General features: G+C 67.3%; 20 protein-coding genes and 1 tRNA gene. 8 read left to right on the forward strand and 13 right to left on the reverse strand.

What is annotated here, in order from left to right:
• Positions 1 to 513: 513 nt before the first annotated feature.
• From V4U86_RS20005 to V4U86_RS20015, 3 genes are all read right to left on the reverse strand, one after another.
• Positions 514 to 1950, reverse strand: coding sequence for an amidase (locus tag V4U86_RS20005; protein WP_395307673.1), 1437 nt, complete (start codon positions 1948 to 1950; stop codon positions 514 to 516).
• A 29-nt stretch (positions 1951 to 1979) separates the two neighbouring features.
• Complete coding sequence (locus V4U86_RS20010; RefSeq protein ID WP_395307674.1) at positions 1980 to 3443, reverse strand: purine-cytosine permease family protein; 1464 nt, start codon at positions 3441 to 3443, stop codon at positions 1980 to 1982.
• A 266-nt stretch (positions 3444 to 3709) separates the two neighbouring features.
• Entirely contained in the window at positions 3710 to 4612 is a 903-nt protein-coding gene (locus V4U86_RS20015) for a LysR family transcriptional regulator (RefSeq protein WP_395307675.1), read from the reverse strand.
• A gap of 83 nt (positions 4613 to 4695) precedes the next feature.
• Here V4U86_RS20015 and V4U86_RS20020 point away from each other — a divergent pair, with 83 nt between their 5' ends.
• The 3 genes from V4U86_RS20020 to V4U86_RS20030 all read left to right on the forward strand — a co-directional run bounded on the left by V4U86_RS20020 (position 4696) and on the right by V4U86_RS20030 (position 7614).
• On the forward strand, positions 4696 to 6207 hold the full coding sequence (locus V4U86_RS20020; RefSeq protein WP_395307676.1) for a CoA-acylating methylmalonate-semialdehyde dehydrogenase: 1512 nt from the start codon (positions 4696 to 4698) through the stop codon (positions 6205 to 6207).
• Between the two features lie 3 nt (positions 6208 to 6210).
• Positions 6211 to 7371, forward strand: a complete 1161-nt coding sequence (locus tag V4U86_RS20025) for an iron-containing alcohol dehydrogenase (RefSeq protein WP_395307677.1) — start codon at positions 6211 to 6213, stop codon at positions 7369 to 7371.
• A 72-nt stretch (positions 7372 to 7443) separates the two neighbouring features.
• Positions 7444 to 7614 (forward strand): hypothetical protein, encoded by a 171-nt coding sequence (locus tag V4U86_RS20030; RefSeq protein WP_395307678.1) that lies wholly within the window; start codon positions 7444 to 7446, stop codon positions 7612 to 7614.
• A gap of 187 nt (positions 7615 to 7801) precedes the next feature.
• Here the strand turns inward: V4U86_RS20030 and V4U86_RS20035 are convergent.
• Positions 7802 to 7875, reverse strand: a tRNA-Met gene (locus V4U86_RS20035).
• Positions 7876 to 7944: 69 nt separating this feature from the next.
• Positions 7945 to 9324 carry an FAD-binding oxidoreductase gene (locus V4U86_RS20040; protein ID WP_395307679.1) on the reverse strand — a complete coding sequence of 460 codons (1380 nt, stop codon included), beginning with the start codon at positions 9322 to 9324 and terminating at the stop codon, positions 7945 to 7947.
• A 235-nt stretch (positions 9325 to 9559) separates the two neighbouring features.
• Between V4U86_RS20040 and V4U86_RS20045 the strand changes: the two genes are divergently transcribed.
• Entirely contained in the window at positions 9560 to 10162 is a 603-nt protein-coding gene (locus V4U86_RS20045) for an Rv1733c family protein (protein ID WP_395307680.1), read from the forward strand.
• A 159-nt stretch (positions 10163 to 10321) separates the two neighbouring features.
• Here V4U86_RS20045 and V4U86_RS20050 read toward each other — a convergent pair whose 3' ends face one another.
• Together V4U86_RS20050 and V4U86_RS20055 are read right to left on the reverse strand one after the other, a co-directional pair.
• Positions 10322 to 13324 carry a UPF0182 family protein gene (locus tag V4U86_RS20050; protein ID WP_395307681.1) on the reverse strand — a complete coding sequence of 1001 codons (3003 nt, stop codon included), beginning with the start codon at positions 13322 to 13324 and terminating at the stop codon, positions 10322 to 10324.
• Positions 13325 to 13422: 98 nt separating this feature from the next.
• Positions 13423 to 14463: a YlbL family protein gene (locus V4U86_RS20055; RefSeq protein ID WP_395307682.1), complete on the reverse strand. Its 1041-nt coding sequence runs from the start codon at positions 14461 to 14463 to the stop codon at positions 13423 to 13425.
• A gap of 81 nt (positions 14464 to 14544) precedes the next feature.
• Here V4U86_RS20055 and V4U86_RS20060 point away from each other — a divergent pair, with 81 nt between their 5' ends.
• Genes V4U86_RS20060 through V4U86_RS20070 form a run of 3 tightly spaced genes read left to right on the forward strand, consistent with a single transcriptional unit; the run spans position 14545 to position 18143 of the window.
• Positions 14545 to 15894 (forward strand): zinc-dependent metalloprotease, encoded by a 1350-nt coding sequence (locus V4U86_RS20060; protein ID WP_395307683.1) that lies wholly within the window; start codon positions 14545 to 14547, stop codon positions 15892 to 15894.
• A gap of 35 nt (positions 15895 to 15929) precedes the next feature.
• Positions 15930 to 16775, forward strand: a complete 846-nt coding sequence (locus tag V4U86_RS20065) for a cyclodehydratase (protein ID WP_395307684.1) — start codon at positions 15930 to 15932, stop codon at positions 16773 to 16775.
• Positions 16776 to 16817: 42 nt separating this feature from the next.
• Entirely contained in the window at positions 16818 to 18143 is a 1326-nt protein-coding gene (locus tag V4U86_RS20070) for a macrolide-binding ATPase MABP-1 (protein WP_395307685.1), read from the forward strand.
• A 76-nt stretch (positions 18144 to 18219) separates the two neighbouring features.
• Here V4U86_RS20070 and V4U86_RS20075 read toward each other — a convergent pair whose 3' ends face one another.
• The 4 genes from V4U86_RS20075 to V4U86_RS20090 all read right to left on the reverse strand — a co-directional run bounded on the left by V4U86_RS20075 (position 18220) and on the right by V4U86_RS20090 (position 21836).
• Entirely contained in the window at positions 18220 to 18498 is a 279-nt protein-coding gene (locus V4U86_RS20075; protein WP_395307686.1) for a WhiB family transcriptional regulator, read from the reverse strand.
• Between the two features lie 143 nt (positions 18499 to 18641).
• On the reverse strand, positions 18642 to 18821 hold the full coding sequence (locus V4U86_RS20080) for a hypothetical protein (RefSeq protein WP_395307687.1): 180 nt from the start codon (positions 18819 to 18821) through the stop codon (positions 18642 to 18644).
• 145 nt (positions 18822 to 18966) lie between these two features.
• Entirely contained in the window at positions 18967 to 21057 is a 2091-nt protein-coding gene (locus tag V4U86_RS20085) for an ATP-dependent DNA helicase UvrD2 (protein ID WP_395307688.1), read from the reverse strand.
• 35 nt (positions 21058 to 21092) lie between these two features.
• Complete coding sequence (locus V4U86_RS20090) at positions 21093 to 21836, reverse strand: SDR family oxidoreductase (RefSeq protein ID WP_395307689.1); 744 nt, start codon at positions 21834 to 21836, stop codon at positions 21093 to 21095.
• Between the two features lie 130 nt (positions 21837 to 21966).
• On the opposite strand from V4U86_RS20090, the gene mrx1 reads away from it, so the two are divergent.
• Positions 21967 to 22209, forward strand: coding sequence for a mycoredoxin Mrx1 (mrx1, locus tag V4U86_RS20095; protein WP_395307690.1), 243 nt, complete (start codon positions 21967 to 21969; stop codon positions 22207 to 22209).
• On the opposite strand, the gene V4U86_RS20100 is transcribed toward mrx1, so the two are convergent.
• Both V4U86_RS20100 and nudC read right to left on the reverse strand, forming a co-directional pair.
• A complete protein-coding gene (locus V4U86_RS20100) occupies positions 22206 to 22424 on the reverse strand; it encodes a hypothetical protein (protein ID WP_395307691.1) in 219 nt (72 codons plus the stop codon). The two genes, mrx1 and V4U86_RS20100, sit on opposite strands and share 4 nt — an antisense overlap.
• 2 nt (positions 22425 to 22426) lie before the next feature.
• Entirely contained in the window at positions 22427 to 23350 is a 924-nt protein-coding gene (gene nudC / locus V4U86_RS20105; protein ID WP_395307692.1) for an NAD(+) diphosphatase, read from the reverse strand.
• Between the last annotated feature and the right edge of the window lie 4 nt (positions 23351 to 23354).

Below are 23354 nucleotides of genomic sequence, written 5' to 3' on the forward strand. Positions count from 1 at the left end.
CGGGCTCGGGGTGCGGCGGCGGTCGTGGCGTCCGGCGGCAACGCCGAGGTCCTCCAGCTGCGCAATGAGCACCGCACTCACAGTCTCCTTCGTCGCACGACAGGCTCTCCAACTCTCACGAACACAATGAAAACCTATTAGCGGAGACAGGATTCGAACCTGTGGCCTCTCGGTTATGAGCACGCTGATGTGGGCCCCTTGGTAACCACGGGGCCCACCGCTACCGATCAGCACCCGAGCCGACGACAGTACTCCGAATGCCGGTAAAGCGGTCACCCGGTGCTTCTTGGCCGGCCGTGGTACTACGGCCGGCCAGGTCTCGGCGCTCCCGCCCTACCGTGGATGAGGAGCGTAACCTCATCATCGGCACTCTCGTCGACGGCTGCCTGCCGCGCCCGTGAATCTCGACGAATTTGGTCTCCGCCATCTGAGTTCCCGTGCCTCACGACCGAGCTTGCTGGCCGGTAACCAGTCAGCACAGGATCCGACGGGTTGGACCGGCTTCGCGCAGGTTCAGACCTGCGGATGCCGCTTGTTCCACGGCGTCGCGGCCTGGAAGGCGCCGACGATATCGACGAGGCGACGCTCGGTGAACGCGCTCCCAACCATCTGGAGGCCGACCGGGAACGGCAGACCGGCCTCTGTGGTGGTGAATCCGCCGGGGAAGGTGATGGTGGGCAGTTGCGAGAGCGTGAACGGCACAGTGAAGCGGTGCACCCCGGCGGTGGTCTCGTCGTCCATCCGGATCATCTTCTCCACCGGCGGCGCGATGAACGACATGGCCGGAATGAGCACCCCGTCCAGGGGCGCCAACGCGGCTTCCATCTGGCCCTTGAAGATCAGGCGTCGCTGCAGAAACTCGTCGTACTCGATACCGGACATGGCGATGCCACGCTCGATCAGCTCGCGTAATGCGGGACCATAGGTGTCCCGGTGTGCGGGAAACGTGGTCTGGTGCGACCGCGCGGTCTGCACCGCACACACGCCGAACCAGTCGGTGATGGCCTGGGTCGGGTCGGGCAGATCGGTGTGTACCAACTCCGCGCCCAACTCGCGCAACATCTCTTCGGCGGCCCGATGGGCCTGTTCCACATCGGCACTGACGTCCCGATAGCTCCATGACGGATCGATGCCGATCCGGACACCCCGCAACGATGTCGGCATCTCCGTACCGAACTCCGGGACCGGTTGCAGCGAGGCGGTCGGGTCACGCGGATCGGCACCGGCGATAGCCCCGAGGATCAACCCGGCATCCCGCGCGGATCGACAGATCGGACCCACATGGTCGAGGGTGGCCGCCAATTCGACGACACCGGCACGGCTGACCCGTCCCCAGGTGGGCTTCAGGCCGGTGGCACCATTGGAGGCCGACGGCATACGGATGGATCCGCCGGTGTCCGAACCCAGTGCGCCGTAGCACAACCCGGCAACCGGGGCGACCCCGCTACCGCTCGAGGAGACCCCCACCCAGCGGTTGGGGTCCCACGGGTTCAGGGGCGCACGAAATGGTGGCGTGTGCTCGGTGTACACGCCCTCGGTGGTGTGCACCTTGCCGACGATCACCGCGCCGGCGTCCTCGAGCCTGGTGACCACCGTCGCCGTACCGTCGGCCAGCTGACCGGCCCGCAGCGCCATACCGGCTTCCGTGCGCCACCCTGTCTTGTCGTAGATGTCCTTGATGGCCAACGGAATCCCGTCCAGGGGGCTACGTGTCCCGCCGGCCTTGCGACGCTGGTCGGACTCTTGCGCGCGCTGCCGAGCCTCATCGGCGGCGACGAAGGCAAACGATCCCAGGCGTTGGTCGACGGCGCCGATGCGCTCCAGAGTCATCTCGGTCAATTGCACGGAGCTGACGTCGCCGTCCGTCAGCAGCGGCACCAGTTCGCTGATCTCCCGGTAGTGCAGCGCCGCCGTGTCGGCGGGCGCGGTATCGGTATGGGTATCGGTCATCTCTTCACAGTCCTTTTCAGCTTTTCGGCTCACTCGCCGGCATCGACCGTCGTCGTCTTGCGCTCGTCAGCCATGGGATCCTCGGAATCGGCTGCCGGCAGCCCGTATTGGGAACCCTTGCTCAGGATAGTCAACGGAACGTACACGATGGGACCCACCAGCATTGCGGCGAACGATGCGAAGTACAGCGGGTACACTCCCGCGACTCCGAGCGCACCGACCGCGATACCGGTTGCCAGAGCGGTCATTCCGCAGTAGTTCCAGTTCTTCACCCTACCCTCGCGGTACTCGACCAGCGTGCTGGGGGCAAGCTTGAGCAGCTTGCGGCAGATGAAGTAGTCACTGAGCAGGATGAAGATCCAGGTATTGGTCATGATGCCGGTGACCGCGAGGAACTTGTCGGTGTACTGCAACACGTTGATCGGGTACAAAGCGATTCCGAGCACCACCAGCAGGACCATCCACCATTGCCGGCCGACACGCTTCGGCGAGAGCACATCCCAGGCATTCGACAGCGCCAACGATCCCGAGTAGAGGTTCATGACGTTGATCCGGACCTGGGTCAGGATGGCGAAGATTACGCCGAGCACACCCATCACGACAGCGAAGATCAGCCCGGGATCGGTGGCGGCCAGCTCACGGGCGGAGCGCTCGCCGTCGAAGTACTCGATCATCGTGAACCCGAGGAAGACGCCGAGCACCATGACGACCGAAATCATCAACAGTTCGACCAGCATCACCCCACCGGTGCCGACGTAGGACACCGAACGCTTGACGAAACGTCCGTAGTCGGTGGCGATGAGTGCCTGGAACACGACCTGGCCATTGGCCAGGCTCAGAGCCTGCCACATCGCGGTCGCCGTCACACCGTCCTCGACGACCCATTCACCCGGTCCGGCAAGCACATAGCCGTTGGCCAGCATCACCATTCCGATCACGAAGAGGATCAGGAATATCGGCATACCGAAGCGCTGCAGGACATTCATCGAGTGCATGCCTCGCCAGGAGTAATACAGCGCGATCAACGCGACGATCGCGAACACCACGCTGGCCGCCGCGGAATCGATGGAAATGCCGAGGATCTCACTGAGTCCGTGCGAGACGATGCTGCCCTCGAAGATGAAGTAGAAGACGTAGTTGACCGCGTAGACGAAGGAGGCGATGGCCGAACCGCGTGCACCGAACCCCAACCCTCGAGAGAGCAGTGGCAGCGAGAGACCCTGCTGGCTGGCGATCCGCATGACCAGGGCCCCGACCACCGTCGCGCCGATCACCATGTACGCAATCGGGACGAGCACCCCGGGCCATCCGACCAGGAATCCCATCTGACCGCCGAGGGCAAACCAGAACATGGCGGTCACGTTGCCGGTGAGTACGAGCAGGATGGCGGGCCGACGCCAGCGCTGGCTGTCCGGCACCCGGGTGGTCGCGTAACTCTCCACCTGGTCGTCCAAACTGGTGGCCGGACCGTGGAAGTAACTTCTCAAACTCAAGGCATGAGTCCTTTCCGACTCTGATCTGCGCGGCGGGGGTCGGGCGCATTACTGACATCACTCACGTGGCGGACGTGCGCACCGATCACCTCGTTCTGCGCCACGCCGGAGTCGTCCACCTATGATGTGAACTACATCTCATCCGCGGCGCACGCTGAAGTCAATGGCCATTACTGCACCCGTCCGTGCATAATTGCAGCCGAATCTGCGGTCCGCTGCGGTCTTTCAATTATGCTGTAGCGCAGCATTTTTCACATGCGTCGCGACTAGGCCCGACGCTTGCCGAGACTCATGTCGGGATGCGCCTGGACAGTGTCGCGCAGGAATGCACATACGGTCCGCACCCGCTCAAGACGCTCGAGCTCCCGCGGAACCACCAACCAATAAAGCCTGCGAACGCTGAAGGCATCTGGCAGCACCCGGATCAGGCGTTCATCGCCATTGGCGATGTAGGCGGGCAGCGGCGCGACCCCGAGCCCGCTTCGCGCCGCGAGCCAGTGCCCGGTGATGTTGGATATCTGCGCGTCGACGTTCTGGACGTGCGGTAGCTCGTCGAGAATCCTGAGCGGTTCCACGTCCATCAATGCGTTGACGTACCAGATCAGGGTGTGCGCCCGCAGATCGGAGACTTTGGCGATGGGCGGGTGGGCGTTCAGGTACTCCGCGGTCGCATAGAGACCGAGGTCGTAGTGGCACAGCACCTCCGAGCGGACCGCACGGGAGGTCGGCCGTTCCAGGGTCACGGCCACGTCGAAGTGCCGCTCCGACACCGCATTGTGCACAGTTGCCGTGACCAGTTCGACGCGCAGACGCGGGTGCACGGCCTTCAACTCCACGAGGTGGGGCGCAATGATGAACGCACCGAAACCGTCGGTGGCCGTGATACGAATCGAACCGGTCAAGACATCCGGCGTCGCACCTTGGACATCGTAGGCGGCCATCACCGCCGATTCGACGGCCTCCGCGCGGGGCATCATCCGCTTGCCCGCCTCGGTGAGTCGCCACCCACTGGGGGCCCGATCGAAGAGCCGCTCACCCACCGACCGCTCGAGCGCGGTGATCCGGCGCCCCACGGTGGTGTGGTCGACCTCCAGTACGCGGGAGGCGTCACTCAACCGACCGGCCCGCGCCACTTCGAGGAAGTAGCGGAGATTGTCCGAGCTGAGCATGCGACCTCCCATCGTGCATTTTTGCAGTCACCGGAGCGTATTTACTCGTTGACTCGTGCGCAAATCTCACTTCCCATGGTGGGGTGACTCAGACCGCATCTCGGCCCACGGCCATCAGCCATTGGCTGAACAACGAACTGTTTCAAGGCACCTCGGCACAGACCGCGCCCGTGACGAACCCGGCTTCCGGCCAGGTCACCGGTCAGGTCGCCCTGGGCAGCGTTTCGGACGCCCAGGCCGTCATCGACGCCGCCGCCGCCGCGTTCCCGGCCTGGCGCGACGCGTCGCTGGCCAAGCGCACCCAGGTACTGTTCCGGTTCCGCGAACTGCTCAACGAGCGCAAGGGTGAGCTGGCCGAGATCATCACCAGCGAGCACGGCAAGGTCGTCTCCGACGCCCTCGGTGAGGTCGGCCGCGGCCAGGAAGTCGTCGAATTCGCCTGCGGCATCCCGCATCTGCTCAAGGGTGGTTACACCGAGAACGCCTCCACCAAGGTCGACGTCTACTCCATCCGCCAGCCCCTGGGCCCGGTGGCGATCATCTCGCCGTTCAACTTCCCGGCCATGGTGCCGATGTGGTTCTTCCCGGTCGCCATCGCCGCCGGTAACACCGTGGTGCTCAAGCCCTCGGAAAAGGATCCGTCCGCCTCGCTGTGGCTGGCCGCGCTGTGGAAGGAAGCCGGTCTGCCCGACGGTGTGTTCAACGTGCTGCAGGGCGACAAGACCGTCGTCGACGAGCTGCTGACCAACCCCAAGATCAAGAGCGTGTCCTTCGTCGGGTCCACCCCGATCGCCCAGTACGTCTACGCCACCGGCACCGCCGCCGGCAAGCGCGTCCAAGCCCTCGGCGGCGCCAAGAACCACGCCGTGATCCTGCCCGACGCCGACCTGGACCTGGCCGCCGATGCCATGGTCAACGCCGGTTTCGGCTCCGCCGGTGAGCGCTGCATGGCCATCAGCGCCGCCGTCGCGGTCGGCCCCATCGCCGACGACCTGGTCGCCAAGATCACCGAACGCACCGTGGGCCTCAAGACCGGTGACGGCACCAAGGACTCCGATATGGGCCCGCTGGTCACCAAGGCCCACCGCGACAAGGTGGCCTCCTACATCGACGCCGGCGAAGCCGACGGCGCCAAGGTCGTCGTCGACGGCCGCAACGTCACCGCCGACGGCGGCGAAGATGGCTTCTGGCTGGGCCCCACCCTGCTCGACAACGTCACCCGCGACATGAGCGTCTACACCGACGAGATCTTCGGCCCCGTGCTCTCGGTGCTGCGCGTCGAAACCTATGACGAAGCCCTGGAGTTGATCAACACCAACCCCTACGGCAACGGCACCGCCATCTTCACCAACGACGGCGGCGCGGCGCGGCGCTTCCAGAACGAGGTCGAGGTCGGCATGGTCGGCATCAACGTCCCGATCCCCGTCCCGATGGCCTACTACAGCTTCGGCGGCTGGAAGGCCTCCCTGTTCGGCGACAGCCACGCCCACGGCATGGACGGCGTCAACTTCTTCACCCGACAGAAGGCCATCACCAGCCGCTGGCTCGACCCGTCGCACGGCGGAATCAACCTCGGCTTCCCCGAGAACGGATAAACCATGTCTTACAACGTCACTCTTCCTAGACACAGCAAGATCGGCGCCGGCGCTGCGGCCGATCTCGGGACTCTCTGCGCACAAGTCGGCATCACGCGTCCGGTCCTGGTGACCGACGGCTACCTCGCCGACACTGGTCAGGCCGACCGGCTGATGGGCATCCTGCGCCAAGCCGGTTGTGAGCCGGCGCTGTTCGCCGAGACGGTGCCCGATCCGACATCATCATCGTTGGTGCCTGGACTTGAGATCGTGCGAACCCATCGCGCCGACGGTGTCATCGGATTCGGTGGCGGTAGCCCCATGGACACCGCGAAGGCACTCGCCGTGCTGGCGGTCGCCGAGGGCGATATCGCCTCCTTCAAGGCACCCAGTTTGTACGGCGGCCCGGCGCTACCGATCGTCGCGATACCGACCACGGCGGGAAGCGGTTCGGAGGCAACACAGTTCACGGTGATCACCGACGACGACACCGACGAGAAGATGCTGTGCCCGGGTCTGTCGTTTCTTCCCATCGCGACCGTGGTCGACTACGAGCTGACTATATCGATGCCGGCTCGCCTCACCGCCGACACCGGTGTCGACGCGCTGACCCACGCCATCGAGGCCTATGTGAGCCGTCGCGCGAATCCGTTCAGCGACGGATTGGCGCTGGTGGCCATGCGCACCATCAGCGCCAACCTGCGCCGCGCGTATGCCGACGGTGAGGATCGAGCCGCGCGGGAAGCGATGATGCTCGCCTCGACCCAGGCCGGGATGGCGTTCTCCAACGCCAGCGTGGCACTGGTACACGGTATGAGTCGTCCCATCGGCGGGCATTTCCATGTAGCGCACGGCCTGTCGAACGCGATGCTGCTGCCGGCTGTCACCCGATTCTCGGCGCAGGCGGCCACGGCTCGGTATGCCGAGTGTGCGCGTGCGATGCGCGTCGCCGACGATTCGGCCAGTGATGCCGTGGCCGCAGGCGCCCTGGTCGACGAACTCGACGCCCTGTGCGCCGATGTTGCGGTGCCCTCGCCCGCGCAGTACGGCATCGATGCAACGGACTGGGATTCGCGTCTTGAGGTGATGGCAGCACAGGCGCTAGCCTCCGGATCTCCGGGCAACAACCCGCGGGTTCCCGACGCCGACGAGGTCATCGAGTTGTACCAGGCGATCTACCAGTAGGTCGGCCCGCTCCTCGGGGAGGATCCGTCCCAACGCAGAGGGAGGGACGGATCCGACCCCGAAAGAGCCGCCATGGGCAGTCCGCCATCGGCGAGCGATACGGCGCTCGAGATTTCTGCGGTGCTCTATTACAACGGCCAGTCGACCGGCCTGACGCTGGCCCGCCAGAAAACGCGTGACGATCTGTCGCGCCATCGGCTCGACCGTCGAGAGCGTGACCCGACAGGCACTCGCTCAGCGTGATCGACGCAACCCCAACCGCACGTCCCCGCTGCGCCCTCCGGCACGTCCACCGGCACCACACCGTTTGTCCCTGAACGATGTCGACGTCGGCCCCCAGGGAGCCTCGCCAGGTGCCCCATTCACAAGTGCGTTCACCAACCCCATGAAAACGGCCCCCGGAGAAATCTCCGGGGGCCGTTCTACCTAGTAGCGGGGACAGGATTCGAACCTGCGACCTCTGGGTTATGAGCCCAGCGAGCTACCGAGCTGCTCCACCCCGCGTCGGGTGAACACAACATTACCCAAGGGGATGCAGCGCACCAAATCGTGTGCTCAGAGCCGGTTTTCCGGTCAGATTCGGACGACCTGCCCGGTCCTGAGCACCCCGGCCGGGTCGTACCGGTCGGCCAGCGTGGCCAGCCAGTGCCGGGTGTCCTCGTCGTACACCCGTGCCATCCGCGCGGCGTCCGCCGCGGGCGCGAAGTTGGGCAGCAGACCTCCGGTGGACCACGGCTGCAGGGCACGCGCGAGCGCACCGGCCTGGGCCGGCACCAACTCGGCGGCCGGGCCCATCGGCACCCCGATCGTCGTCACCGCATACGCGGCCTGGCGGTTACCGAAAGCACTGGGATGTTCGGCCTGGCGGGCCATCGCACCACCGAGCAGCCGCACCTCCACGATGGTCTGCACCGAGGCCGAGCCGGGGCCGGCCGCGGCCAGCAGGATATCGACTGCCTCGGAACCGAATTCACGCAGCAGCACCTGACCCTCGTGGCAGGGCATCGGGTCCACCGGGTCGGCGTGCACCGCACCGATCGCGGCATACGGCAGCACCCCGACGGTGTCCAGGACGGGCGTCGCCGCCTCCCGGATCGGGGCGAGAAGCGCTGCGCCCTCGGCGAAATCATCCAGCGCGGTGTAGCGCACCGCCACCGTCAGCCGACCTGCCAGCTGTTCGGGGACTCCCGGCAGCGGCGGCAGCTGCTGGAAGGCGATCGAGGTGTTGATGTTCTCCGGCAGGCTCTGGCTCCATTCCTGCCACGTAGGCAGCACCGCGGGGGCGTCGGCGCCATCGAAATACAGTGCACCGCCGTAGAACTCGGAGATGGGCAGCAACTCGAACTCGACCGCGGTGACGATGCCCAGGGTGGATTTGCCTCCGCGCAGACCCCAGAACAGGTCGGCGTGCTGCTCCGGCGTCACGTGCAGCAACTCCCCGGCGCCGGTCACCAGATCGAAGGAACGCACGTAGTCCGACGACACGCCGACGCTGCGGACCAACGGTCCGACGCCTCCGCCGGTGAGATATCCGACCACACCGACCGACGGCGAGGACCCGCACAGCGGCGCGAGCCCGTGCGGTGCGGCCGCGTCGAGGACGTGCTGCCACCGCGCCCCCGCGCCGACCCGGGCCACCCGGGTCTGCAGGTCCACCACACAGTCGGTCATGGCGCTGGTCTGCACCAAGATGGCGTCCTCGCCGACCGGGACGGCCCCGTGACCGGTCGCCTGCACCGTGACCTTCAGGCCGTGCGCGGCGGCGAAGCGCACCGCCTCGGCGACGTGGTGCGCCGAGGTGGCGAACACCACCGCGGCGGGCCGCACCGGCACGGCCACGTTCCACGGCGTGCAGCGTTCATAGCCGGGCTCGCCGGGCAGCGCCACCAGGGCGCTGACGTGGTCGGGCAGCGTCGACAGCGCGCTCTCGTCGACAGATTCGGCCAGGGTCATCGAGGGTCCTTTCGGGCAGAGTTGATCGGCTGAGGTCAACGCTCTCCCAACCCACTTGGTGTTCACTTGGGGGCGGCTGCAAGGCGCGATAAATCGCAGGTCATGCCGAGTGTGACCGCGGCGCAGCGGGAGCACGCACTGTGAGATCAGCCGCTCCGACCACCGCTGCATTGCCCCCAATGGGACCGAGTGTCAGGGTGGTTAACGTGGCCGTTACACGGGTATGGGGGCGCGCATGACCACATCCAATCCGGGGCGTCGTCATCGGCGGCCCTGGGTCCTGTGTGGGTTGAGTAGCAGCTCCCTGGTCCGACGCCAAGATCGCATCGAGGCCGTCGCCAGAGTCCTTCTGCTGGCGATGATCTTCGTCGCGGTACCGGCTGCGGTGCTCGCGGGTCGAGCAGCCGGCGCTGCCGAGGCGGAGCGCAATCTCCAGTACACCCAGTCCCTGAATCCGGTCGAAGCCACCATTGTCGAGATCCGCAATGCCGTGCCCAGCCGCGTGCCCACTCTCGTGCGCAGAGTCGGCGTGGAATGGACCGAGGCTTTCCAGGAGCGCAAAGCATTTGTCTCTATGAAGGAAACGCCGCACGTTGGTGACCGGCTGACCATCTGGATCGACGAAGCCGGCAGGCCGGCCGATCCGGCAAGACAGTCCAAGCAGGTGCACAGCACCGGACTGGGCGTGGGTCTTGCGGTCTGGACCGGCACGACGGTTGTGGCCGTGGCCGCATTCGCGTTGTTACGCACCCGGCTTGATCGCCGGCGGTACGTGGAATGGGATCGCCAGTGGCTGCTGCTCAGCAGCGGCAATGGCCGCGCCAACCGGGATCACTGACACACTCCTCCCCTGTACGCGAAACGACTCTGCGGTCATGGCGACGTCCTCTCGAACGTTCCCGCCATGACCGCAGAGTCAGCGTGAAACTACTTGGCCCACCCATCGGGCCAATCCGCCGGAGCTACTTGGCCCACTCATCGGGCCAATCCGCCGGAGCTACTTGGCCTCGCGATACTTGTTCATCGCGTCGTCCAGCCGCTGCAGCGCCTCACCGAACTCGGCGAAGTTACCGCCGGTCTGTGCCTGCTGCATGTTGTCCAGCGCCTCATTGACCTCTGCCAGCGCAGCGGCCTTCGCACCCGACAACTGCACCGGACCCGACGGGACCGCGGCAGCCGGCGGCGGAGCCGCATCGGGGACGCTGCCCTGCTGCGGTGCGGCCTGCGGATTGGCCGCGGCTTGCGCCGGCGGGCGCGCACCGGCCTGCCCGGGCGCGGGCGCCGGGCCCGTGGCCGTCGCACCCGCACCGGCGCCGAAGATCTCATCCAGCGCATCGCGGACGGTCGGGCCGTAGCCGACCTTGTCGTTGTACATCATCGCCACCCGGATCAGACGCGGGTAGGACGACGCCGCGTCGCTGGCGCCGGGCGAGGCGTAGATCGGGGCCACATAAAGCAACCCGCCGTTGCCGATCGGCAGAGTGAGCAGATTGCCCCACCTGATGCGGTTCTGGCCGTCACGCCCGATCTGCCCCAACTCGGTGGAGACCGCGGTGTCGGTACTGATCGCGTTAAAGGCCAGCTTCGGACCGTTGACCTGACCGGGCACGGTCAGCACGGTCAGCTTGCCGTAGGAGTCCGGATCCGAACTGGCGCTGATGTAGGCCGCCAGGAAGTCACGACGGATCCAGTTCATCGCACTGGTCAACTGGAAGGACGCCGACCCGTTCTGCTGCGCCAGATCCTTGGCGACGATGTAGTACGGCGGCTGGAAGCTGCTGGCCGTCGGGTTGGGATCCAGTGGCACATCCCAGAAGTCGGCGTTGGTGAAGAACTTCACCGGGTCGTCGACGTGATACTTGGCCAGCAGTGCGCGCTGCACCTTGAACAGATCTTCTGGGTAGCGCAGGTGCTTCTGCAGGTCCTCGGTGATGTCCGCCTTGGGCTTCACCGTGTCGGGGAAGACCGCCATCCACGCCTTGAGCACCGGGTCGTTCTCGTCCTGCGCGTACAGCGTCACCGTGCCGTCATAGGCATCGACGGTGGCCTTCACCGAGTTCCGGATGTAGGACACCTGCTTGTCGAGCAGCAACCGGTTGACCGCGACCTCATTGGAGTCGATGGTGGCGTTCGACAGGGTGGTCAACTCCGAGTACGGGTAGTTGTCCAGCGTCGTGTAGCCGTCGACGATCCACACCATCCGCTTGTTCACGATGGCCGGGTACACGCTGTTGTCGGTGGTCAGCCACGGCGCCACCGCCTCCACCCGCTTCGCCGGGTCACGGTTGAACAGGATCTTGCTGTTCTCCCCGATCACGTTGGACAGCAGGAAGTTCCGCTCGGCGAACTTGGCGGCGAATACGCCCCGGGCGAACCAGTTGCCCAGCGGTACACCGCCGGAGCCCTGGTACGTGTAGTTCTTGGTCTCGGTGTTGGTCTCGTAGTCGTACTCGCGGTCGACGTCACCGTTCTTGCCGACGATGGCGTAATCGTCGGCGGCGCTGGCGATCACCGGACCGAAGTAGATGCGCGGCTGATCCAGCGGAGCCGGGCCCGGGGACACCACGGTGCCGTTGGCGCCGACCACACTGGCCAGGAACTCCGGGTACCCGCCGTTCTGGTTCGGATCGTTGGCGATGCCGCGCACGGTGTTGGCCGGCGAGGCCACGAACCCGTTGCCGTGGGTGTACACGGTGTGCCGGTTGATCCAGTCCCGCTGGTTGTCGATCAACCGGTCCGGGTTCAGTTCACGGGCGGCCACCACGTAATCGCGGATCTGACCGTCGGGCCCGGTGTAGCGGTCCATCGACAGTTGGTCGGGGAAGTTGTAGAAGTTCTTGCCCTGCTGGAACTGGGTGAACGCCGGGCTGACGATCGTCGGGTCCAGCAGCCGGATGTTCGAGGTGGTGGCCTGATCGGCGGCGACCTGCTGGGCCGTGGCCGCGGCATCGCCGCTGTAGTCGCGGTAGGTCACCACGTCGTCGGTCAACCCGTAGGCGTGTCTGGTCGCCGCGATACTGCGACTGATGTATTCGCTTTCCTTCTGCGCCGCATTCGGTTTGACGCTGAACTGCTCGACGATCAGCGGCCACCCCGCACCCACCACCAGCGATGACAGCAGCAGCAGCACCAGGCCGATCGCCGGGATCCGCAGATCCCGCAGCACCAGCGCGGAGAACACCGCCACCGCACAGATCACCGCGATGGCCAGCAGGATCAGCTTGGCGGGCAGCACCGCGTTGATATCGGTGTAGCCGGCGCCGGTGAACGGCTTACCGGCGCGGGTGTTGCTCAGCAGTTCGTAGCGGTCCAGCCAGTAGGCCACCGCCTTGAGCAGCACCAGGGTGCCGGCCAGCGCGATCAGCTGGATCCGGGCCGCCCGGCTCAGTGCACCGGTGCGACCGGACAGCCGGATACCGCCGAACAGGTAGTGGCCCAACAGGTTCGCCACGAAGGCCAGGAACACCGCCACGAACAGGTAGGTCAGCACCAGCCGGTAGAAGGGCAGGTCGAAAGCGTAGAAGCCGAGGTCGATCCCGAACTGCGGGTCGGTGATCCCGAACTCGCCGCCGTGCAGGAACAGCTGCACCTGCGGCCAGTAACTCTGCGCCACGATGCCGGCCAGCAGACCGATGAAAGCCGGGATACCGATGCCGAACAGCCGCAGCCGGCTCATCACGGTGGTCCGGTAGCGGGCGACCGGGTCGTTGGGTCCGGCGGTCGGCACGAACACCGGCCGGGTGCGGTAGGCCAGCGCCACCGCAGCGAACACCACCGCGCCGATCAGCAGCGCCACGGCCAGGAACAGCACGATGCGGGTGAACAGCACCGTGGTGAACACCGAGCGGTAGCCGAGTTCACCGAAGAACAACCAGTCCACATAGCCGTCGATGAAGCGTGGTCCCACCAACAACAACAGGACGACGACGACCGCGACGCCGATGAAAACCCGGCTCCGACCTGTCAGCTGCGGCATTCTCGCCGCGGGCCGCATACCCAACTCTTCAACTCCAGTCCGTGGTACGTGGCCCCGACCCCGGTCCGGGTCGAGCTGCCACAACTTTCCCCAACTCTACGCAGTGCCGGCCAAGGAATCTCTCAGCATGTCGGGGGTTCGCTACCGGCAGAGATCGAGTTCAACGCGTCCACGGCGGTGGTCAACGTGTCCACCTTCACCAGCTGCATGCCGTCCTCGTGCGCGGTGAGTGCCTCGGCGCAGTTGTCCGCGGGCACCAGGAACACCGTCGCCCCCGCCTCGCGGGCGGCCACCATCTTGTGGGTGATCCCGCCGATGGAGCCGACCTTGCCCTCGGCGTCGATGGTGCCGGTGCCGGCGACGAACTTGCCGTCGTTGAGTTCCCCGGTGGTCAGCTTGTCGACGACCGCCAGGCTGAACATCAGCCCGGCCGACGGCCCGCCGATGTTGGCCAGGTTGAACTCGATGTCGAACGGGGCCCACGGCGCATCCAGCACGCCGACCCCGAGGAAGCCCTGCTCCCCTTCGGGATGCTCGCCGAGAGTGATGGTGGTGGTGCCCAGCGGGCCGTTCTTGCGGCGGTAGTCGATGACGATCTGCTCGCCGGGCCGGGTGGCCTTCACGATGTCCTGGAACGCCTTGAGGTCGGGCACCGCGATGTTGTTCACCATGTCGATGGCGTCGCCGCGCTCCAGCTTGCCTGCCGAGGGCCCCTTCTCCTCCACCGACTCGACGGTGACCGCCTTCGGGTACTTCAGAAAGGACAGTGCCGCGAACTCGGCGTCGTCCTCGGAACGCTTGAAGTCGGCGGTATTGCTCTTGTCGATGTCGTCCTTGGACTTGTCCGGCGGATAGACCAGTTCGCGCGGGATCAGCTGATCGCGGCCCGACATCCACAGCACCAGGGCCTGCCCGAGGGTCAGCCCGTCGCGCTGCGACACCGTGGTCATGTTCAGGTGACCCGACGTCGGGTGGGTGATGTCCCCGGCCACCCCTTCGGTGCTCCTGATGTCGACAACCGGCTTGCCGTTCACCTCGCCGAGGGTGTCGAACGTCGGACCCGGCCCCAGCGCGACGAAGGGAACCGTCACCACCGACAGCAGCAACCCGAATGCCAGGATCGGCACCAGCGCGACCACCAGCGTCAAAATCCGCCTGTTCACGCCGCCCACAGTAGAGCGCGTTCACCCACAGCGTGACCCGCGGCCCCACCGGCCCTTCCCTCGGTGGGTACCGTTGACGCTATGGCTGACCTGCCCTTCGGCTTCTCCTCTGGAGATGACCCGGATCCGGACAAACGCAAGAAAGATCCCTCCGGGGACCCGTTCGGGCTGGGCGGTGGAAATTTCGACATGTCCGATCTCGGGCAGATCTTCACCCGGCTCGGCGAGATGTTCAGCGGTGCAGGCAATATGGCCGCCGGCGGCCAGCAGGCCGGCCCGGTGAACTACGACCTGGCCCGCCAGTTGGCGTCGAGCGCCATCGGATTCGTCGCCCCGGTGCCGGAGTCGACCAGCAGCGCCATCGCCGATGCGGTGCGTCTGGCCGAGACCTGGCTCGACGGCGCCACCCCGCTGCCGGCCGGCGCCAACCGCACCGCGGCCTGGACGCCGACCGACTGGATCGACAACACCCTGGAGACCTGGAAGCGGCTGTGCGACCCGGTGGCCGAACAGATCTCCACGGTGTGGGCCTCGGCGCTGCCCGAGGAGGCTCAGGCGATGGCCGGCCCACTGCTGGCGATGATGTCGCAGATGGGCGGCATGGCTTTCGGCAGCCAGCTCGGCCAGGCTCTCGGCAAGCTCTCCAAGGAGGTGCTCACCTCCACCGACATCGGATTGCCGCTGGGGCCCAAGGGTGTTGCCGCGCTGATGCCCGAGGCCGTCGACGCACTGGCCGAGGGCCTGGAGCAGTCCCGCAGCGAGGTGTTGACCTTCCTGGCCGCTCGTGAGGCCGCGCACCACCGGTTGTTCAGTCACGTCCCGTGGCTGTCCAGCCAGTTGCTCAATGCGGTCGAGGCCTTCGCCAAGGGCATGAAGATCGACATGTCCGGCATCGAGGATCTGGCGCAGGGTTTCAACCCGGCCTCGATGGCCGACCCGGCCGCGATGGAGCAGCTACTCAGCCAGGGCATGTTCGAACCGAAGGCCACCCCGGAGCAGACCGCGGCGCTGGAGCGGTTGGAGACGATGCTGGCGCTCATCGAGGGCTGGGTGCAGACCGTGGTGACCGCCGCGCTCGGGGACCGGCTGCCCGGTACCTCCGCGTTGAGCGAGACGCTGCGGCGGCGCCGGGCAACCGGCGGCCCGGCCGAACAGACCTTCGCCACCCTGGTCGGGCTGGAGCTGCGGCCCCGCAAGATGCGCGAGGCCGCGGCGCTGTGGGAGAAGCTCACCGAGGCGGTCGGCGCGGACGCCCGCGACGCCGTGTGGCAGCACCCCGATCTGCTGCCCGGCGCCGACGATCTCGACGAGCCGGCGGCGTTCATCGACCGGGTGCTCGGCGGTGACACCAGCGGCATCGATCAGGCGCTCGCCGATCTGGAGAAGAACGAGGGCCCCGGCGGCGACCCCGAGGGCCCTGTGGATAACTGACGCCGGGCGTGCGCCGGACATGACACAGTCATCGGATGCGGCGCTACGCACTCAACCCGGCGAGGCCGGTGTTGTTGCGTCCCGACGGCAGCGTGCAGGTCGGCTGGGATCCGCGGCGCGCGGTGCAGGTGCACCCGCCGGCCGGACTCACCGGCGCCGCGCTGGCCGGACTGCTGCGCTCCCTGCAGAACCCGGCCCCGGCCGCTGATGTCGCCGCCCGCGCGGCCGGTCTCGGGCTGGGCGCGGACGCCGTGGCGGACCTGCTGGACACCCTGGTCTCCGCCGGGGCGGTGACGGTGACTCCGGCACGTCCCTGCACGCGATCGGTCTCGGTACGCATCCACGGCCGCGGACCGCTGTCGGATCTGCTGGCCGGCGCGTTGCGCTGTTCGGGGACCCGGATCAGCCGCAGCAGCAGGCGGCACGCGGTGGTGACCGCCGAGCACACCGATCTGGTGGTGCTGGCCGACACGCTGGTCAGCGATCCGCGGGTGCTGCGCGATCTGCATGCCGCCCGGGTGCCGCACCTGCCGGTCCGGGTGCGCGACGGCACCGGCCTGATCGGGCCGCTGGTGATTCCCGGGGTCACGTCGTGCCTGTCGTGCGCGGATTTACACCGCAGCGACCGCGACGCCGCCTGGCCGGCCCTGGCCGCCCAGCTTCGCCACGCGGTGACCACGGCCGACCGGGCGACCGTGCTCGGCACCGCGGCGTTGGCGCTCACCCAGGTCGACCTGGTGGTCCGAGCGATGCGTGATGACCCCGACGGCGCCGATGCCGGGGCGGCCCCGATGACGTTGGACACCACGGTGGAGTTCGATGTCGGCACCGGATCGGTGGTCACCCGGCGCTGGTCGCGCCACCCGGCGTGCGCCTGTTGACATCAGTTGTTGCCAGTTCGTTGCAGGTAGTTCAGCCGCGTCATGGATGATGGTTGGGTGTCTGAAATCAAACGGCGCAGCGTCTCCCGTAACGCGAAGCTGGCCACCCTGCCCGTCGGGTTTGCCGGCCGAGCGGCTCTGGGCTTCGGCAAGCGGCTGGCCGGTAAGTCCAAGGACGATGTCACCGCGGAGCTGATGGATAAGGCTGCCCAGCAGCTGTTCACCGTTCTGGGTGAACTCAAGGGCGGGGCCATGAAGGTCGGCCAGGCGCTGTCGGTGATGGAAGCGGCCATCCCCGAGCAGTACGGCAAGCCCTACCGCGAGGCGCTGACCAAGTTGCAGCGGGAGGCTCCCCCGCTGCCGGCGGCCAAGGTGCACCGCGTGCTGGACGGCCAGCTCGGGACCAAGTGGCGGGAGCGGTTCCTGTCCTTCGACGACAAGCCGATCGCGTCGGCCAGCATCGGGCAGGTGCACAAGGCGGTGTGGGCGGACGGGCGCGAGGTCGCGGTCAAGATCCAGTACCCGGGCGCCGACGAAGCGCTGCGTGCCGACCTGAAGACCATCCAGCGTCTGACCGGCGTGTTCAAGCAGCTCGCCCCCGGTGCCGACATCGAGGCCGTGGTCGCCGAGCTGATCGAGCGCACCGAGATGGAGCTGGATTACCGGCTGGAGGCCGACAACCAGCGCGCGTTCGCCAAGGCCTACGAGAACGACCCGCATTTCGCGGTGCCGCACATCGTGGCCAGCGCGCCCAAGGTGGTGATCGCCGAGTGGATGGATGGCATCCCGATGTCGGTGATCATCCGCGAGGGCACCCCCGAGCAGCGCGACCTGATGGGCACCCGGCTCACCGAGCTGACCTTCGGCGCCCCCAAGCGCCTGGAGATGATGCACGGCGACGCGCATCCGGGGAACTTCATGCTGCTGCCCGACGGCCGGATGGGCGTCATCGACTTCGGTGCGGTGGCCCCGCTGCCCGGCGGATTCCCGCCCTCGCTGGGGACCTGTATCCGGCTGGCCCGGGACAAGAACTACGACGCGCTGCTGCCGGCGATGGAAGAGGCTGGGTTCATCCAGAAGGGTGAGCAGGTCTCGGTCGAGGAAATCGACGACATGCTGCGCCAGTACGTGGAGCCGGTGGAGGTCGAGGTGTTCCACTACACCCGGCGCTGGATTCAGCGAATGGCCGCCGGCCAGATGGACAACTCGGTGGCCCAGATCAAGATGGCCCGCCAGCTCGACCTGCCGGCCAACCTGGCCATCCCGCTGCGGGTGATCGCGTCGACCATCGCGATCTGCTGCCAGCTCGATGCCCATGTTCCGGTGAAAGCCATTGCCACCGAACTGGTTCCGGGCTTCACCGGCTGATCCGTTCGCCGAGACTACGGGTTCTGGCGGGTTTTCGAACCGATCCCGCCAAAACCCGTAGTCTCGCGCACGGCCATCAGGCTGCCTGCCCTTCGCGGCTGTTCTTGCGCGGACGCCCCCGTGGCCGCTTGCGCGCCACGATGGTTCCACGTTCGAGGATCTCGCCGCCCCAAACGCCCCATGGCTCTTGCCTTTCCAGGGCTTCGTCGAGGCACAGGCTGCGGATCGGGCAATCTGCGCACAGCGCCTTGGCCCGTTCGAGTTCGGTCGGGCTCTCGGCGAACCACAGGTCGGGATCGGCCTGGTGGCACGGCACCGCGGGCAGTATTCGTTCAGCGCATGCCTGAACGGACATGTCTTTCCCTACTTCCTGGTCGATTGTTCGGTGTCGATGTATTGACCGGACCGGGCGACCAGAGTGTTCGGGTGTTCCGAAAAACAATGGCCACGGATCCGGTTGTCGCGGGTCCGTGGCCTTTTCGGCGGTGCTGGGGTTACCTAGGTGGTACCCCATTTCACGGACGCGGGGATCGCATCGGCGTAGCGGCGCTTGTGCTGCGGCGCGGCGGCAGCGGGCGCCCAACCAGCTCGATGCGTGGCGGGAATGCCGGCGACGGCGCGGACGGGCAGCGGCATGGCGCTGGCGGCTACGCCGCGATTCATGGTGATGATCTCCATGATGCCGAGTCCCTCCTTCCGCTTCCGTACAGCCGTTTAGTCACGTAGAACGTGTGTGTCTGAGGCTAGAGGCTAGCAGCACAAACGCACAAGCGATTTTTTGACCAGCGGTTTTGGCGGAATCTGTGCGGAAGATGGCAGGTTCTCAGGCCCGGGCCTTGACCAGCGCCAGCACATCCGGACCGTACTGCTCCAGCTTGCGGGCGCCGATCCCGGGGATGGCGACCAGGGCCGCCGCATCCGCCGGCAGGGTTTCGGCGATGGCGATCAAGGTGTTGTCGGTGAACACCACGAAGGCGGGTACTTTCATCTCCTGGGAGACGCGCAACCGCCAGTCCTTGAGTTCGGCCAACAGTTCGGTGTCGACGTCGGACGGGCAGTTCTCGCACCGGCGCAGCATGATCGCGGTCGAACTGTTCAGCGCACCGTTGCAGACCCGGCATCGCGGTGCCGCACCGCGGGCGCGTTTGGGGCGCGCCGGGTTGGTATCGGAGGAGGACTGCGGCGCCAGCCCGTTGAGGAACCGGGAGGGCCGCCGGCTCTGCCTGCCGCCGGGGGCGCGGGCCAACGCCCAGCTCAGCGTGAGGTGCACCCGCGCGCGGGTGACCCCGACGTAGAGCAGTCGACGCTCCTCCTCCACCGCCTCGCTGTCCGGGCCGTGGGCCAGCGCATGCGAGATCGGCATGGTGCCGTCGGCGAGGCCGACCAGAAAGACCGCATCCCATTCCAGCCCCTTGGCCGCGTGCAGCGAAGCCAGCGTGACACCCTGTACGACCGGTGGGTGGCGGGAGTCGGCGCGCTGGCGCAGCTCGCCGAGCAGGGTCGGCAGGTCCAGCGAAGGTCGTTGTGCCACTTCATCGTCCACCAGTGCGGCGAGCGCGGCCAGCGCCTCCCAGCGCTCACGGGCCTTGGTGCCCGCCGGGGGCTCCTCGGTCAATCCCAGCGGCTCCAGCAGTACCCGCACCAGGTCCGGAAGCGAATCGTAGGGATGATCGACGTTGCGCTGCAAAGCAATCAACGCCTGCCGGATCTCCTGTCGGCTGAAGAACCCCTCGCCGCCGCGGACCTGAAAGGCGATACCGGCTTCGGTGAGCGCCTCCTCGTACACCTCGGACTGCGCGTTGATCCGGTACAGCACCGCGATTTCGGATGCCGGGGTCCCGGATTCGATGAGTGCCTTCACCATCTTGGCGACCCCGGCCGCCTCGGCCACCTCATCGGGATAGTCGGCGAACGACGGTTTGGGCCCCGGCGGGCGCTGGCCGATCAGGTGCAGCTTGCTGCCGGCCATCCGGCCGCGGGCGGCCGCGATCACCCGGTTGGCCAGCGACACCACTTCGGGGGTGGATCGGTAGTCGCGTTCCAGCCGCACCACCGTCGCCTCGGGGAACCGGCGGGAGAAGTCGAGCAGGAACTTCGGGGTGGCCCCGGTGAACGAGTAGATGGTCTGGTTGGCGTCCCCGACCACGGTCAGGTCGTCGCGCTGCCCCAGCCAGGCGTTGAGTACCCGCTGCTGCAGCGGGGTGACGTCCTGGTACTCGTCCACGACGAAGCACCGGTACCGGTCCCGGAACTCCTGTGCGACGGCCGGGTCGTTCTCGATGGCGGCCGCGGTGTGCAGCAGCAGATCGTCGAAGTCCAGCAGTGCGGTGCCGTCGCGGTGCGTCTTGAGCCGCTCGTAGTTGTTGTAGACCTTGGCGACGGTGCCGGCCTCCATCGGGATGTCGCGGCGGGCCCGGGCGACCGCGTCGGCGTACTGCTCCGGGGTGATCAGTGAGGCCTTGGCCCACTCGATCTCCCCCGCGAGGTCGCGCACGTCGTCGGTGCTGGCCTTGACGGCGGCCTTGTTTGCGGCCTGCGCCACCACCGAGAACTTGCTGTCGAGCAACTGCCAGCCGGTGTCGCCGACCACCCGCGGCCAGAAGTACTGCAACTGACGGCGGGCCGCGGCGTGGAAGGTGACGGCCTGCACCGCGGCGGTGGGCACGCCGGCCTGCTCACCGAGCGCTCGCAGCCGGCCGCGCATCTCCCCGGCCGCCCGCGCGGTGAACGTCACGGCCAGCACCTGACCCGGGGCTACATGGCCGCCCACCACGAGGTGCGCGATGCGTCGGGTGATGGTGCGGGTCTTGCCGGTACCGGCGCCGGCCAGCACACAGACCGGTCCGCGGGGGGCGAGGACGGCCTCGCGCTGTTCGTCGTCGAGGTCGCCGAGCAGACTGTCGACGGACGGCATGCCGTCCATCATGGCAGGAGCCTCCGACAGTCGTGTTACCGCTGCTGGCTCAGCCACTGCTCGAAGGTCGTCGGCGCGAGCCGGGCGTCCGGTCCCGGCAGCAGGGCGTTGCCCGCCATCTCCGGACCGAACACCGACGACCACGTCGGCACCAGCCGGACGGTCCGCCCGCGCGCGGTCAGGGTGCGCCGGGCCATGTCGACCAGATCCTGGGTTTCGGGGCCGGCGACGTCGACGTGCCGGCCCTGCGGGCTGCCCGCGGCGACCTCGGCGAGGACGGCCGCGATGTCGTCCGGGGCGATGGGCTGCACCAGTAGTGGCGCGATCTCGGCGACGCCGTCGCACTCGGTCCAACCGACCACCATCTCGGCGAAATCGTGGAACTGGGTGGCCGGCACCACGGTCCAGGGCACCGGGCTCTCGGCGATCAGCCGTTCCTGTTCCCGCTTCCCGGCGTAGTGCGGATTGCCGTCGATGCCGTGTATCCCGACGATGGACAGCAGCACGTGATGGCCGACCCCGGCGCGCTGTTCGGCGGCCAGCAGCCGGGCGGTGGCACTGCCCAGATAGTCGACGGTCTGGTCCCGGGAATGCGGCGGTGCGCTGATGACGTCGATCACCGCACCCACCCCGGTCAGCGCCTCGTCCAGGCCGGACCCGGTGGACAGGTCCACCCCGGCGGACCGGCTGATCGGCACCACGTCGTGACCCTGGCCGGTCAGCACGGCGACGGTGCGGGCACCGATGTTCCCGGTGGCTCCGGCTACTGCGATCCGCATGTGATCCCCCTGTATTCGGTGATGTTTACAAGTGCTGTGGGCGGGTGATTCATCCCTGCACCCGGAAGTCTCCTCGGGGTCTTCTAGGGTTTGTGGGAATACGCACCGACGTCGATAGGTTGACCGCGCCATGAGCAACGCCCAGCTGACCATGTACACCACCACCTGGTGCGGATACTGCAATCGGCTCAAGACCGCACTCAAGGCCGAGGGCATCGCCTGGACCGAGGTCGACATCGAGGCCGACCCGGCCGCCGCGGAGTTCGTCGGCTCGGTCAACAACGGCAATCACGTGGTGCCCACCGTCAAGTTCGCCGACGGGTCCACCCTGACCAACCCGAACATCAAGCAGGTCAAGGCCAAGCTGGGTTAACGCTCGGGGCCGCCGTCGCCGCGCCGGATCCGGATGACGCCGGCGGCCACCGAGGCAACGCCGAGCGTCAGGAACAGCACCGCCATCACGAGGTAGACGATCCCGCCGTGGGTGGCGAACCCGGAGGCGCGGACGACGCCGACGATGATCGCGAGAATCCCGCCGGCGATGTACCAGCGTGCCTGCCGGACGGTTTCGGGTATCAGCGCTTCCATCGTCAGTCCTGCGCCGCCCAGGATTCGATGATCTCGCGGGCGATGGAGATGGAGCCCGGGAGCAGCAGCCGCGGCGGCGAACTGCTGCTCCAGTCGCCGTGTTCGAGGGCCTCCCGGACCTCGGCGCGGGTGAACCACTGCGCCTCGGCGATCTCGCCGTCGTTGAACGCGAACGGCTGCTCGGGGTCGCCGAGGGCGTGGAATCCGACCATCAACGACCGCGGGAACGGCCACGGCTGGCTGCCCAGATACTGCACATCGGTGACGTCGAGGCCGACCTCCTCGGCGATCTCGCGGACCACGCAGGATTCGAAGGACTCCCCCGCTTCGACGAATCCGGCCAGGATCGAGAACATCCGGTCCGGCCAGACACCCTGGCGGGCCAGCACCGCACGGTCGTGCCCGTCGTGCACCAGGCAGATGATGGCCGGATCGATCCGCGGGAACTCCTCGTGCCCGGTGACCGGGTTGATCCGCGCCCAGCCCGCCTTGATCGACGTGGTCGGCGAACCGTCGACCGGGCTGAAGCCGGCGCTGTCGTGCCAGTTCAGCAGGGCCGTCGCGGTGGCCACGAGTTGCGCGCTGGCATCGTCGAAGATCGAGCCGGCCCGGCGCAGATCGAGCACCGAGGCCTCGACCGAAGGATCCTCGGGTGCTTCCAGGGCGGCGCGGATCGCCCACACGTGCCGGCCGTCGTCGAGCCGGCCGAGGAACACCGCGTGCGCGGGCGGTGCGTCACCCAGGCCGGTGGCGCGCCCGAGCACGACGCTGTCGCCGGCGATCAGCACCTGGTTGCGGCGGTCCACCCGCAGCACCAGCGCATCGGGCCAGCCCGCGATGGCGGCGTCGATATCGGTGCGCAGCGTGTCGGCGCGGTCGGCCCCGATGCGGGACAGCAGTGGAACGTTGCGGAGCGTGAAACTCACGGGG

This window comes from Mycobacterium sp. AMU20-3851, assembly GCF_043974665.1.
Taxonomy (GTDB): domain Bacteria; phylum Actinomycetota; class Actinomycetes; order Mycobacteriales; family Mycobacteriaceae; genus Mycobacterium.

Bases quoted from the DNA above. Each gene is read 5' to 3' on its own strand.
- V4U86_RS20060 (WP_395307683.1), top strand. From the start codon at position 14,545: ATGGCTGACCTGCCCTTCGGCTTCTCCTCTGGAGATGACCCGGATCCG.
- V4U86_RS20040 (WP_395307679.1), bottom strand. From the start codon at position 9,324: ATGACCCTGGCCGAATCTGTCGACGAGAGCGCGCTGTCGACGCTGCCC.
- mrx1 (WP_395307690.1), top strand. From the start codon at position 21,967: ATGAGCAACGCCCAGCTGACCATGTACACCACCACCTGGTGCGGATAC.
- V4U86_RS20025 (WP_395307677.1), top strand. From the start codon at position 6,211: ATGTCTTACAACGTCACTCTTCCTAGACACAGCAAGATCGGCGCCGGC.
- V4U86_RS20085 (WP_395307688.1), bottom strand. From the start codon at position 21,057: ATGCCGTCCGTCGACAGTCTGCTCGGCGACCTCGACGACGAACAGCGC.
- V4U86_RS20075 (WP_395307686.1), bottom strand. From the start codon at position 18,498: ATGTCCGTTCAGGCATGCGCTGAACGAATACTGCCCGCGGTGCCGTGC.
- V4U86_RS20045 (WP_395307680.1), top strand. From the start codon at position 9,560: ATGACCACATCCAATCCGGGGCGTCGTCATCGGCGGCCCTGGGTCCTG.
- V4U86_RS20080 (WP_395307687.1), bottom strand. From the start codon at position 18,821: ATGGAGATCATCACCATGAATCGCGGCGTAGCCGCCAGCGCCATGCCG.
- V4U86_RS20005 (WP_395307673.1), bottom strand. From the start codon at position 1,950: ATGACCGATACCCATACCGATACCGCGCCCGCCGACACGGCGGCGCTG.
- V4U86_RS20015 (WP_395307675.1), bottom strand. From the start codon at position 4,612: ATGCTCAGCTCGGACAATCTCCGCTACTTCCTCGAAGTGGCGCGGGCC.
- V4U86_RS20070 (WP_395307685.1), top strand. From the start codon at position 16,818: ATGGATGATGGTTGGGTGTCTGAAATCAAACGGCGCAGCGTCTCCCGT.
- V4U86_RS20100 (WP_395307691.1), bottom strand. From the start codon at position 22,424: ATGGAAGCGCTGATACCCGAAACCGTCCGGCAGGCACGCTGGTACATC.
- V4U86_RS20090 (WP_395307689.1), bottom strand. From the start codon at position 21,836: ATGCGGATCGCAGTAGCCGGAGCCACCGGGAACATCGGTGCCCGCACC.
- V4U86_RS20065 (WP_395307684.1), top strand. From the start codon at position 15,930: ATGCGGCGCTACGCACTCAACCCGGCGAGGCCGGTGTTGTTGCGTCCC.
- V4U86_RS20030 (WP_395307678.1), top strand. From the start codon at position 7,444: ATGGGCAGTCCGCCATCGGCGAGCGATACGGCGCTCGAGATTTCTGCG.